This is a genomic window from Immundisolibacter sp., from assembly GCF_041625615.1.
Taxonomy (GTDB): domain Bacteria; phylum Pseudomonadota; class Gammaproteobacteria; order Immundisolibacterales; family Immundisolibacteraceae; genus Immundisolibacter.
In genome coordinates this window covers 1-12,923 of record NZ_JBFJTF010000063.1, presented here as the reverse complement: position 1 = coordinate 12,923, position 12,923 = coordinate 1, and the positions used below count along the sequence as shown (strand labels likewise).

Annotated in this window: 11 protein-coding genes and 1 pseudogene; all 12 read left to right on the top strand. The window is 68.4% G+C overall.

Annotation, left to right across the window (positions count from 1 at the left end; translation table 11 throughout):
• On the top strand, positions 1-777 hold a 777-nt coding region (locus tag ABYX71_RS06660), incomplete at its 5' end, for a PfkB family carbohydrate kinase (RefSeq protein ID WP_372695727.1).
• Positions 778-829: 52 nt separating this feature from the next.
• Complete coding sequence (gene rfaD, locus ABYX71_RS06655; RefSeq protein ID WP_372695726.1) at positions 830-1,825, top strand: ADP-glyceromanno-heptose 6-epimerase; 996 nt, start codon at positions 830-832, stop codon at positions 1,823-1,825.
• A gap of 11 nt (positions 1,826-1,836) precedes the next feature.
• Entirely contained in the window at positions 1,837-3,195 is a 1,359-nt protein-coding gene (locus tag ABYX71_RS06650; RefSeq protein ID WP_372695725.1) for an MBL fold metallo-hydrolase, read from the top strand.
• Positions 3,192-3,776, top strand: a complete 585-nt coding sequence (locus ABYX71_RS06645) for a DUF2946 family protein (protein WP_372695724.1) — start codon at positions 3,192-3,194, stop codon at positions 3,774-3,776. The genes ABYX71_RS06650 and ABYX71_RS06645 overlap by 4 nt, the downstream gene beginning before the upstream one ends.
• 3 nt (positions 3,777-3,779) lie before the next feature.
• Positions 3,780-5,024 carry a lipoprotein-releasing ABC transporter permease subunit gene (locus ABYX71_RS06640; RefSeq protein WP_372695723.1) on the top strand — a complete coding sequence of 415 codons (1,245 nt, stop codon included), beginning with the start codon at positions 3,780-3,782 and terminating at the stop codon, positions 5,022-5,024.
• Positions 5,017-5,700, top strand: coding sequence for an ABC transporter ATP-binding protein (locus tag ABYX71_RS06635; RefSeq protein WP_372695722.1), 684 nt, complete (start codon positions 5,017-5,019; stop codon positions 5,698-5,700). Before ABYX71_RS06640 ends, ABYX71_RS06635 begins: the two co-directional genes overlap by 8 nt.
• Positions 5,701-5,817: 117 nt before the next feature.
• Positions 5,818-6,333, top strand: a complete 516-nt coding sequence (locus ABYX71_RS06630) for a hypothetical protein (protein WP_372695721.1) — start codon at positions 5,818-5,820, stop codon at positions 6,331-6,333.
• Positions 6,334-6,614: 281 nt separating this feature from the next.
• Positions 6,615-7,865: an alginate export family protein gene (locus ABYX71_RS06625; protein WP_372695720.1), complete on the top strand. Its 1,251-nt coding sequence runs from the start codon at positions 6,615-6,617 to the stop codon at positions 7,863-7,865.
• Between the two features lie 154 nt (positions 7,866-8,019).
• Entirely contained in the window at positions 8,020-9,300 is a 1,281-nt protein-coding gene (locus ABYX71_RS06620) for an MFS transporter (protein WP_372695719.1), read from the top strand.
• Between the two features lie 7 nt (positions 9,301-9,307).
• Complete coding sequence (locus ABYX71_RS06615) at positions 9,308-11,002, top strand: bifunctional protein-serine/threonine kinase/phosphatase (RefSeq protein ID WP_372695718.1); 1,695 nt, start codon at positions 9,308-9,310, stop codon at positions 11,000-11,002.
• A 201-nt stretch (positions 11,003-11,203) separates the two neighbouring features.
• A complete protein-coding gene (locus ABYX71_RS06610) occupies positions 11,204-12,622 on the top strand; it encodes a CmpA/NrtA family ABC transporter substrate-binding protein (protein ID WP_372695717.1) in 1,419 nt (472 codons plus the stop codon).
• A 26-nt stretch (positions 12,623-12,648) separates the two neighbouring features.
• Positions 12,649-12,923, top strand: a pseudogene (locus tag ABYX71_RS06605) (hypothetical protein); the annotation flags it as partial.

The following is a 12,923-nucleotide window of genomic DNA, read 5'->3' as shown; positions in this document are numbered from 1 at the left end:
CGCAACGTGGTGGCGCTCGGTGGCCGAGCGCGTCTGCTGGCTGTCGCGGGGCGTGATGAGGCCGGCGACCGGCTGGCGGACCTGCTGGCAGAGACCGCCATCGAGGCGCAGCTGCTGCGGGATGCACAGCAGCCAACCACGCTGAAGCTGCGCGTGCTCTCGCGCAGCCAGCAGCTGATACGGCTCGATTTCGAGGCCCGACCGGCCGTTGCCACATTGACGCAGTTGCAGCAGGCGTTCCATGAGGCGCTGGACTGGGCGCAGGCAGTGGTGCTGTCGGACTACGGCAAGGGCACGTTGTCACAGGCCGAAGGGCTCATCGGAGCAGCGCGCGCGCGCGGCCTGATGGTGGTGGTGGACCCCAAGGGGCACGACTACCATCGTTACCGTGGCGCCAGCCTACTGACCCCCAACCGCGCCGAGTTCACCACTGTGGCCGGGCCCTGGTACAGCGAGGACGAACTGCACGGCAAGGCGGTCGACTGGCTGGCCCGGCTGGCGGTTGACCGCCTGCTGGTGACGCGCAGCGAGCAGGGGATGACGCTGTTTCGTGCCGGCCGGCCGGCGCTGCACGACCCGGCGCGCGCACGCGAGGTGTTCGACGTCTCGGGCGCCGGCGATACCGTGGTGGCAGCGCTGGCGCTGGCGCTGGCGGCGGGTCTCGAGGATCCGGCGGCGGTGCATCTGGCCAACCTGGCGGCCGGTGTCGTGGTCGGAAAGCTCGGCACCGCCACGGCCACGGTCGAGGAACTGGCGCACGAACTCGAGCGCGACTGACACCCAGCCGGCCGCACGGCGGCCGGCCATGACCCGATACGGGAGTAGCGAGATGTACGTTGTAACCGGCGGTGCCGGTTTTGTCGGCAGCAACCTGGTGCGGGCGCTCAACGCCCGCGGTGTGACCGACATCCTGGTGGTGGACAACCTGGAAAGCAATTCGGCCAAGTTCCTGAACCTGGTCGACTGCGCCATTGCCGATTACCTGGACAAGCGCGACTTCCTGCGTTTGCTGGCCGCCGCCGACGGCCTGCCGACGTTGGCCTCCGTGCTGCACCAGGGTGCCTGTTCCGACACCATGGAACTGGACGGGCGCTACATGATGGACAACAACTACGCCTACTCGAAGGCGGTGCTCGACCATTGCCAGACCCACCAGGTGCCCCTGCTGTATGCCTCTTCGGCGGCCGTTTACGGGGCCAGCGAGGTGTTCGCGGAGACAGCCGCCAACGAGCGGCCGCTGAACGTCTACGGCTACTCGAAGCTGCTGTTCGACACCTACCTGCGCCGGCGCCTGCACGCACTGCGCGCGCCGGTGGCGGGCTTTCGCTACTTCAACGTCTACGGTCCCGGCGAGCAGCACAAGGGGCGCATGGCGTCGGTGGCGCGGCAGTTCTTCCTGCAGTACCGGGAACATGGCCGTGTACAGCTGTTCCGTGGCAGCGGTGGCTATGCCGACGGCGAGCAGCGGCGCGATTTCGTGTCGGTGCACGATGTCTCGCGCGTGGTGCTGCACTTTCTGGACAAGGCCGGCCCAAGCGGGGTGTTCAACCTTGGCAGCGGTGCGGCGGCCAGTTTCAACCGCGTGGCGGTGGCGGTCATCAACACCTGTCGCGAGGCCGCCGGCGAGCCGGCGCTGTCGCTGCCCGAGCTGGTCGCCGCCGGTTCGGTGCACTACATCGATTTCCCGCCGGGGTTGGCCGCGCGCTATCAAAGCTATACCGAGGCGGACCTGGATGCGCTGCGTCAGGCCGGTTACGAGGAGGCCTTCATGCCGGTGGAGGAGGGGGTCGCCGCCTACGTGCGTGAACTGCTGGCGCACGGCTGAGCACGGCAGGCATGCACCTCACCTTCCTGGGCGCTGCGGGTACGGTCACCGGCTCGAAGTACCTGCTCGAAGCCGGTGGGCGGCGGCTGCTGATCGACTGCGGCCTGTTCCAGGGCTACAAGCAGTTGCGTCTGCAGAACTGGGCGCCGTTGCCGGTGGACCCGGCCGGCATCGACGCCGTCCTGCTGACGCACGCCCACATCGACCACAGCGGCTACCTGCCGCTGTTGGTTAAGAACGGCTTCGGCGGGCGTGCCTGGTGCACGGCGGCCACCGCGGCGCTGTGCGAGATCCTGCTGCCGGACAGCGGCTACCTGCAGGAGCAGGATGCCGAGTACGCCAACCGCAAGGGCTTCTCCAAACACCGCCCGGCGCTGCCGCTGTACGACAAGCAGGACGCCATCGATGCGCTGCAAGCGCTCGAGCCGGTCGCGTTCGACCGTCCGTTCACGCCGTGTGAGGGTGTGCGGGCGCGCTTTCGGCCAGCCGGCCACATCCTCGGCGCGGCCAGCCTGGAACTGGAGGTCGAGGGCCGGCGGCTGCTGTTCAGCGGCGACCTTGGCCGTCGCGACGATCCCATCATGCAGGACCCGTCGCCGCCGTCGCCGCCGGTCGACTACCTGGTCGTCGAGTCCACCTATGGCAACCGTTCCCACCCGGACAGCGATCCGGCGCAGGAGCTGGCGGAGGTCATCAACCGCACCGCGGCGCGCGGTGGCATGGTGCTGATTCCGGCCTTTGCCGTCGGCCGGACCCAGGAGCTGCTGTACTACATTCATCAGCTCAAGCAGCAACGGGCCATTGTCGACCTGCCGGTGTTCCTGGACAGCCCGATGGCCATCAATGTCAGCGAGTTGCTGGCGCGTTTCGCCGCCGAGCACCGCCTGAGCGCGGCCCAGGCACGTGCCGTGTGCGACACCGCCACGTACGTGCGCGCGCGCGAGGAATCAATGGCGCTGAACGCCCGCACGCATCCGATGATCATCATCTCGGCCAGTGGCATGGCCACCGGTGGACGGGTGCTGCATCACCTCAAGGCGCGTGCCGGCAACCCGCACAACACCATCCTGTTCGTCGGTTACCAGGCGGGCGGCACGCGCGGCGCCGCGTTGCTGGACGGGGCGCGGGAGACGAAGATCCACGGGGGCTACGTGAACGTTGCGGCCGAGGTGGCGAGCATCGAGAACCTGTCCGCGCATGCGGACTGGCGCGGCATCCTGGCCTGGCTGGCGGATCTGCCGGCGCCACGGCGCACGTTCGTGTCGCACGGTGAGCCGGCCGCCTCCGACGCGCTGCGCCTGCGCCTGCGCGAGCGCCTGGGATGGACGGCCGAGGTGCCGACGCACGGCCAACGGGTGGAGCTGACATGACGAACAACAGCGGTATTCCTGCCTGGGCGCCCGACCAACCGGTGTCCGGCTGGCTGCGCCTGACCGCGCGCGGCGTGTGGCTGATCCGCGACGCGCCGGTGGAGCACCCGGCATTGCGGGCGCACCTGAACCGCCATTACTTTCGCGACGCCGAGGGACGCTACTGCGTGCAGAACGGCGCGCAGGTGGTGTTCGTGCGGCTGGACTATACGCCCTACGTAATCCATCTGGCGGCAGGTGGCGACCTGGTGGCCCATACCGGACAGCCGGTCGGCGAGGTGCGGGCGGCCTGCCTGGACGAGCAGGGCACGCTCACCCTGCTGACGACACTGGGCGCCGGCCGGGTCGACGAAACGGCGCTCGATCAACTGGCCGAGCGGGTGCGGGACGCCGACGGGCAGCTGGTCGACGACGTCGCGCTCACTGCCCTGATGCAGGGCGGCGAGGCGGCGCCGGTGTTGTTCCTGCATCTGCCCGGTGGCCGCGTGCCGCTGGAGTATTGCCCGAGCGAGGCGCTGCCGGCGCGCGCCGGTTTCGTGCGTGATCCCGGCCAGGCATACGCTGACAAGGACCGTTCCTGAATCATGTTCAAGCCTTACGAAGTCTTCATTGGCTTGCGCTACACGCGCGCCAAGCGCCGCAACCACTTCATTTCGTTCATCAGCCTGGTGTCGATGGCCGGCATCGCGCTGGGCGTGATGGCGCTGATCACCGTGATTTCGGTGATGAACGGTTTCGAGCAGGAACTGCGCTCGCGCATCCTGGGCATGGTGGCGCACGTCACGGTCAGCGGAGACGGCGGCGCCCTGCGCGACTGGCCGGCCGTGCAGCAGGCAGTGGCGGGCGAGCCCGAGGTACTGGCCAGCGCGCCGTATGTCGAAACCGAGGCCATGATCTCGTTCGCCGGCAATGCCCGTGGCGTTCTGGTGCGTGGCATCGACCCGGCACAGGAACCGCAGGTGGCCGAGCTGACCCTGAACACCACCGGCACCACCCTGGGCGCGCTGGCCCCCGGTGAGTTCGGCATCATCCTGGGGGCCGACCTGGGCCGCGCCCTGGGCGCGCGGGCCGGGGACAAGGTGACGGTGCTCATCCCGGAGGCCAGTGCCACGCCGGCCGGCGTGCTGCCGCGCATGAAGCGCTTCACCGTGCTGGGTTACTTCTCGGCCGGCATGTATGAATACGACAGCGCCCTGGCGCTGGTGGCGCTTGGCGATGCCCAGCGCCTGATACGCCTGGGGGATGCGGTCAGTGGCGTGCGCCTGCGCCTGGATGACCTGATGCGCGCGCCGCTGGTGGCGCAGCGCCTGGCGCAGGACCTGCCGTATCTGGGGGTCAGTGACTGGACCCGCCAGCACGTCAATTTCTTTCGCGCCGTGCGTACCGAGAAGACGGTGATGTTCATCATCCTGTCGCTGATCGTCGGGGTGGCGGCGTTCAACATCATCTCCACGCTGGTCATGATGGTGGCCGACAAGCGGGCCGACATTGCCATCCTGCGCACCATGGGCGCGACGCCGGCCAGCGTGATGGGGGTGTTCGTGGTGCAGGGCGCGGTGATCGGCGTGGTCGGCACGCTGCTGGGGGTGATCGGCGGCGTGGCGCTGTCGCTCAACGTCGAGACCCTGGTGCCCTGGCTCGAACGCACGCTGCACGTGAGCCTGTGGCCGAGCGACGTCTATTACATCTCGAGCCTGCCGTCGCAACTGAACTCGCGCGACGTTGCCAACATCACCGGGCTCGCCCTGTCGCTGTCGCTGCTGGCCACGCTGTACCCGGCCTGGCGCGCGGCACGCACCGATCCGGCCGAGGCCCTGCGTTATGAATGACACCGTTCCGGTGCTGCAGGCCCGTGGCCTGGGCAAGACCTACGCCGACGCCGGCAGCGCCCTGACCGTGCTGCACGACGTCGACCTGACCGTGCGGGCCGGCGAGAGCGTGGCCATCACGGGCGCGTCCGGCGCCGGCAAGAGCACCCTGCTGCACCTGCTCGGTGGGCTGGACGCGGCCAGCCGCGGCGAGGTTCAGGTGCAGGGCGAGTCGCTCACCGGCCTGGACGAGCGCGCCCGTTCGCGTCTTCGCAACCGCACGCTCGGTTTCGTGTACCAGTTCCATCATCTGCTGGCGGAATTCACGGCGCTGGAGAACGTGGCCATGCCGCTGCTGGTCGGCGGCGCGCGGCCGGCCGTGGCGCGTCGTGCCGCCGCCGACATGCTCGGTCGTCTCGGCCTGGCGGCCCGCCATCACCACAAGCCCGGCCAGCTGTCCGGCGGCGAGCGCCAGCGTGTGGCCATCGGCCGTGCCCTGGTGACCGAGCCGCGCTGCATCCTGGCCGATGAGCCGACCGGCAATCTCGACCCGCATACCGCCCAGCAGGTGTTCGGGCAGCTGGTGGACGTCTGCCGCGAGCGCAGCGGCGGGCTGGTGGTGGTGACCCACAATCCGGAGTTGGCCGCCGCGCTCGACCGTCGGCTGGTGCTGGCAGACGGGCGTCTGGCCGGCTGAGAGGGTGGCGCCGACGGGCGGGTGTGTCGCAGTGCGCTGCGGAACCGTCGGCGACTGACGCATCCTGCCCGACCTGGCAACACTGCGTTGTCCAGTCGGTTCGACGGGAGGCGTGGCATGGGCGACATTCGAATCCGACGCTTGTTGGTGATTTCGCGTCGCCTGCTGGTGTTTGCGGTGCTTTCCTTGCTGGTGACGACGGCGCTGTTCGGCGCCACCTACACCTTCGAGGGGCGTCTGATGATTTCCTGGCTGGTGTTTCAGTGCGGGATCATCGGCGGCTTCGTCAGCATCCAGCAGCGGTTGCGCAAGATCGGTGACGAAGAGCTGGCCCTGTTGGCCGAGTCGTGGGCGACGGTCCTAATCATCCCGGTGTACGGCGGCATTTTCGCGCTGCTGCTTTACGCCCTGTTTCTGGGCGGCCTGGTGCAGGGGCACCTGTTCCCGGCGTTTTACGTGCCGGCGTTCGGCGACCCGCCGACAACGGCCGACCTGGTGCGTTTCCTGACCACCGCGTACCCATCACAGGGCGCGGACCTGGCGAAACTGGTGTTCTGGTCCTTCGTCGCCGGGTTTTCGGAGCGTTTTGTGCCGCAGATCATCCACAGCATCACCCAGCAGGACGCGCGCTAGCGGCGGCCGGCCGGTGTCCGCGACCAGTCTCGAAGCGGCCACCCAGAAGACTGGCGCGATCCTTGCTGCACTGTAAGGCGGTCGCGACGTAGCGACCGAAGGACCCTATCCGGCGACGCGCGGTTGCGTCGCTCACACGACAACGAAGTCGTACCTGCCGTGACGGTGGGTGCGGCTTTTTTTTTGCTTCCGAGAATCGGGTGGCTGTTATGGCTCAGGGTGGTAACCAAATGAAAAGGCGCGCATTTTTCTCTTATTTTGGGGTTGCGGCGGTGGCCGCGATGGCATTCGAGACACAGGCCGGGACAGTGGATGGCGCGCTGCAATCGCTGACCGACGCCATTGTCGACGGGCAGGTGAACCTGGGGGTGCGGTACCGCTACGAGCACGTCACGCAGGACCGGCCCGCCAGCATCCTGCATCACGCCAACGCACAAACAGTGCGCACGAACCTCGGTTGGCGCACCGGTCTGTTCCATGGCTTCTCGGCCTACGCCGAGGTTGAGAACGTGTCGGTGGTTGGCGACGAGGACTACAACAACACCTACAACGGCGAGGCAGCCTACCCGGTGGTGGCCGATCCGGACGGCACCGAGGTGAACCAGGCCTATCTGTCCTGGCAGGGCGTGGCCGGCAACCTGGCCCGCTACGGACGCCAGGTGATCGCTTACGACAATCACCGTTTCGTGGGCCATGTGGGCTGGCGGCAGAACCAGCAGACCTTTGACGGCTTCAGCTACCAGAACACCATGCTCGACGGCGTGACCGCCAGTTACGCCTACATCTACAACGCCAACCGCATTTTCGGCGAAGACACGCCGAACAAGGCGTTCGGCAACATCAGCGACTTTCAGCTCGACGGGCACCTGATCAACCTGCAGTGGACGCCGAACGCCACCACCACGCTGACCGGATACGCCTACCTGCTCGACTTCGACGATTTCGATGCTGAATCCACGGCCACCTACGGCCTGCGTGCCACCGGTGCCGTGCCGCTGCCACAGCTGGGGATCGACGGGGCGGCGCTGCTGTATACCGCCGAGTACGCGCACCAGACCGACTATGCCGACAACGCCGGCGACTTCGGTCTCGGCTACGGTTTGGCCGAACTGGGCGTGCGCCTGTTCGGGGTGACGGCCAAGGCCGGTTACGAGCGGCTGGAGGGCGGCGAGATGGGCGGTACACGCGCCCTGCAGACGCCGCTGGCCACACTGCACGCCTTCAACGGCTGGACCGACCGCTTCCTGCGCACGCCGGCCGATGGCCTGGAGGACCGCTACGTGCTGGCGACCGGCGTGTTGCCGGGGTGCGGCATCAACTGGCTGGTGCGGTACGACGACTTCAGCGCCGAGGCCAGCAGTGAGGACTACGGCAGCGAATGGGGCGTGCAGCTGACCAAGACCTTCGCCAAGCACTACACCGTGGGGGTGAAGTACGCCGACTACGACACCGACGCGCCGGCGCTGCTTGCCGGTCGCGCGGATACCACGGACACGGCCAAGGGCTGGTTCTGGCTGGAGATGAGCCTGTGATCGTGCCGGGCATCTGACCAGGAAGGAAGACAGGCAACTGCCGCCACGGCCCCGTTGTGGGCCGTGGCGGCAGTTTCAGTAGTGCCGGCCTTCGTGCCGAAGCCGGCCAGGTTCAAATCGGGTTGCCGTCCGCGGACGGATTCAGGAGAAGGAAATGGATTGGCAGGACTTTCGTCGCAGCGGCCACTGGCCGACGTTGCTGGCGGCGTTTTTGTATTTCGATTTCAGTTTCATGGTGTGGGTGGTTCTGGGCCCGTTGTCGCTGTACATCGCGCAGGACATCGCGCTCGACGTGTCGCAGAAGTTCACCGTCGTGGCGATTCCGGTCCTGTTCGGCGCCCTGCTGCGGGTGCCGCTGGGCATGCTGGCGGATCACATCGGTCCCAAGCGGACCGGCCTGATGGCGCAGGTGCTGGTGATGGCCGCCCTGGCCTACGCCTGGCTGGTCGGGTTCGAGTCGCTCCTGGCCCTGGAGATATTCGGCGTGGTGCTGGGGCTCGCCGGCGCCAGTTTCGCGGTGGCGCTGCCACAGGCCTCGCGCTGGTACCCGCCCCGTTATCAGGGCATCGTGCTGGGCATTGCCGGGGCCGGCAACATGGGGGTGGTACTCGACTCCCTGCTGGTGCCCTGGGCGGCGGAGTTGTGGGGCTGGCGCGCGGTGTTCGGGCTGCTGCTGATTCCGATGGTCAGTGTGTTCGTGCTGTACCTGTGGATGGCCAAGGACGCGCCGGAACAGCGCACGCCGGTCTCGCTGGCCAACTACGCGGCCGTGTTGGGTGATCGCGACACCTGGTGGTTCATGTTTTTCTACTCGATCACGTTCGGTGGCTTCGTCGGCCTCGGGAATGCCCTGCCGCTGTACTTCACCACCTGGTACCACGTGTCCGGTGTCGCGGCCGGGATGATGGTGGCGCTGGTGGTGTTCGCCGGCTCCATGTTCCGCCCCGTCGGCGGCTGGATGGCGGACCGTGTCGGCGGTATCCGGGCGCTGCAGGTACTGTTCTGCGTGGTGGCGGCCAGTTATGTGGTGGTGGGCCTGCTGCCGCAGGGCCCAGCTCCGGTCCTCGGCACGGTCGCGGATGCCAAGGTGGCGGGCTGGGGAATAACCGAGTTGCCGGGCATTGCCTGGGCGGCCGTGGCGGTGTTTTTCGCCGGCGCCATGGCGCTGGGCATGGGCAACGGCTCGGTGTTCCAGCTGGTGCCGCTGCGCTTTCGGCGTGAAATCGGCGTGGTGACGGGCCTGGTCGGTGCCGCCGGCGGGGTAGGCGGGTTCTTCCTGGCCAAGACGCTGGGCTGGTCCAAGGCCGCTACCGGGGGATTTGGCATGGGGTTCTTCGTGTTTGCCGCCCTGGCGCTGCTTGGCCTGGTCGGGCTGACCGCGGTCAAGACCCGCTGGCGCACCACGTGGGGTGCGGTTGCCGAGGCGCAGGTGTGACGGCGCCGTGAGCCGTGAACGCCTGAGCGTGGGCGTTGGTGTGGCCAGTGCGGCCGGCCGGCGCCCACGCAACGAGGATTTCGCGGCCGCCGACCGGCCGGCGGGCGCGCGGGCGGGGCACGAGTTCGCCGCCGCCCTCGCCGATGGCGTCGGCGGCGGCCCCGGGGGACGGCTGGCGGCGGAAGTCACCGTGCGCGCGTTTCTGGACGGCTATTTCGGCCTGCCGCTGACACTCGGGGCCGAGCGGGCGGCGGCGCGGTCGCTGCAGGCGATCAACCGCTGGCTGCATGTCCAGTCCCGCCAGTGCGAGTCGCTGCGGGGCATGGCCACCACCTTCAGCGCGGTGCTGCTGCGCGGGCGCGAGGGGTACGTGCTGCATGCGGGCGACAGTCGGGTCTATCGCCTGCGTGAAGCGCAGCTGCAGCGGTTGACCGAGGATCACGTGCATCCCCACCCCGACCTGCGTCACGTGTTGCGCCGGGCAGTGGCGCTTGAGGACAGCGTGCGTGCCGACGTCAGCCGGCATGCGCTGCGCGTGCACGATCGCTTCCTGCTGTGCACCGATGGGGTGCACGGCAGCCTCGGGGATGCCCGCATCCGAGCGGCGCTGATGGCGCGCCAGGACCCGCAGACCACGGCCCAGCAGGTCATCGATGCGGCGCTCGACGCCGGCAGCCGCGACAACGTCACCGCCCTGGTGGTCGACATTCTGTCGCTGCCACCCTTGGACCAGACCGGGCTGGAAGCCGCCCTGCAGGCCCTGCCACTGTTGCCGTTGCCCAGGGTCGACGACGAGGTGGACGGTTTTCGACTGCTCGAGCAGATCGCCGACGGTCGCTACAGCCGGCTGTTTCGGGCGCAGGACCAGGTCGAGCCGCGGCAGGTGGTGCTGAAGTTCCCGCACCCGCGTGTGGCGGGCGAGGCGCTGTACCGGCAGGCCTTCCTGCGCGAGGCGGCCGTGGCCGCACAGGTGCGCAGCCCCTATGTGGCGGAAGTGCTGGAGCTGGCGCCCGGGCGTCAGACACGCCTGTATTCGGTGATGCCCTTCTACCGTGGCCAGACGCTGGAGCAGCGGCTTCGCCGCGGCCCGCTGAACCTGGTCGACGGCATCGCCGTGGCCAGTCGACTCGGGCGGGCGATCGACGCCCTGCACCGGCGGCGTATCGTCCACCGTGACATCAAGCCCGACAACGTCTTGTTGCTGCCGGACGGCGAGCTCAGGCTGCTGGATCTGGGCGTCGCGCGCCTGCCGGGGGTGCAGGTGTCGCCGGACGAGGACATTCCGGGCACGCCCACCTACCTGGCACCAGAGATGTTCGAGGGCAACGCCGGCGACGAGGCCACCGACGTCTACGCGCTCGGTGTCACCCTGTATCGGCTGTTCACGGGGCATTTCCCGTACGGCGAGACCGAAGCCTTCGCGCGGCCGCGGTTCGGGCGCCGTCAGCCGCTCGCCCACTACCGCCCCGATCTTCCGGCCTGGCTCGATGCGGTGCTTGCCCGCGCCACGGCGGTGCAGACGACCGAGCGCTATGCCCACGTGGCGGACCTGGTGGCCGATCTCGAACACGGGCTGTCGGGAGGGGCGGGGTCCGCCGCAGTCCCGCGTCAGCCGCTGTACAGCCGCAATCCGCTGCGGTTCTGGCAAGGCGTGTCGCTGGTGTTGCTGATCGTTTTGCTGGTGGTTCTGGCGCGCCAGTGACTCGGCTGGCACGCATCATGCTGAACTGAACATCGAATCCTGCGCCACAGCGGGCGCAACTGTCGCTGGTCGACACCGGCGGCTGTGGCACGGGTGCTCCACAGGCGGAGTGCCGGCCACAAGGGCAATGACGCCCACCGCCACTCGGCAACGCGTGGCGGTGGGCGTTTTTTTTGGTCACGAGGAACACTCGAGGAAACCATGACGCATCGTCACGACGCACATTCCACCGCCGCAACCGACGCGCCGCGCACACGTCGGCGCCTGGGACGCCTGGCCCGCGCCGTCGCACTGCTGCTGGGCACCGCCGCCGCGCTGCCGGCCGGTGCCGCCGGCGAGGCCGAGAAGCCGGTACTGAAGTTCGGCTTCATCAAGCTCACCGACATGGCGCCGCTGGCGGTTGCCTACGAGAAGGGCTATTTCGAGGACGAGGGCCTGTTCGTCACGCTGGAGGCCCAGTCCAACTGGAAGGTGCTGCTGGACCGGGTGATTTCCGGCGAGCTCGACGGCGCCCACATGCTGGCCGGCCAGCCGCTGGGCGCGACCATCGGCTTCGGCACCGAGGCGCACGTCATCACCGCCTTCAGCATGGACCTCAACGGCAACGGCATCACTGTGTCGAACGCCATCTGGGAGCAGATGAAGCCGCACCTGACGATGCGTCCGGACGGCACGCCCGAGCACCCCATTTCCGCCAGCGCGCTCAAGCCGGTGGTGGACGATTACCGGGCCCAGGGCAAGCCGTTCAACATGGGCATGGTGTTTCCGGTGTCCACGCACAACTACGAGCTGCGTTACTGGCTGGCCGCCGGCGGCCTGCATCCGGGCTACTACGCACCGGAACGGGGCGACGTGACCGGCCAGATCGGTGCCGACGTGCTGCTGTCCGTGACGCCGCCGCCGCAGATGCCGGCCACGCTGGAGGCCGGCACCATCTACGGCTACTGCGTCGGCGAGCCGTGGAACCAGCAGGCGGTGTTCAAGGGCATCGGCGTGCCGGTGATCACCGACTACGAACTGTGGAAGAACAACCCGGAGAAGGTGTTCGGCGTCACCCAGGGCTGGGCGGATGCCAACCCCCACACCCACACCCGGGTGCTGAAGGCGCTGATCCGCGCCGCCTACTGGCTGGATGCCGAGGACGGTGGCAACCGCATGGAGGCGGTGCGCATGATTGCCCAGCCGCAGTACGTGGGCGCCGACGAGAAGGTGATCGCCAACTCCATGACCGGCACCTTCGAGTACGAGAAGGGCGACCGCCGCGAGCTGCCGGACTTCAACGTCTTCTTCCGCTACAACGCCACCTATCCGTACTACTCGGATGCCGTCTGGTACCTGACGCAGATGCGCCGCTGGGGCCAGATTGCCGAGCACAAGCCGGACAGCTGGTACGACGAAACCGCGCGCAAGGTGTACCGGCCGGACCTGTACGCCATCGCCGCCAAGGCGCTGATCGCCGAGGGCAAGCTCAAGGCCAGCGACTTTCCGGACTTCGCCAGCGAAACCGGCTACCGCGCGCCGACCGCCGAGTTCATCGATGGCGTGACCTATGACGGCAGCCAGCCGAACGCCTACCTCGACAGCCTGAAGATCGGCCTCAAGGGCGACGCCAAGCCGTGATGGCAGGAATCAAACCGGAGCCAGTCATGTCCAACGTACTCCCGTATCCGGCGTCCGCCGTGAGCGGCCCCGAGCCGGAGGCACCGCCGCCCGCCAAGGCGCCGGCAGCCTCCGTGGTGCAAACCCCACCGGTCAGCGCGCCGCCGCGTCGCGGGCGGCCGGTGGTGTCGGCCAAGGCGCCGCCGCGCTGGCGCGAGCCGGCGACCCGCGCCGTGTTCGCGCTGATCGGCATCGTCGTGTTCCTGGCGCTGTGGCAGGTGCTCGCCGCGCGCATCGACACCTCGCTCGGCCGCCTGCCGGG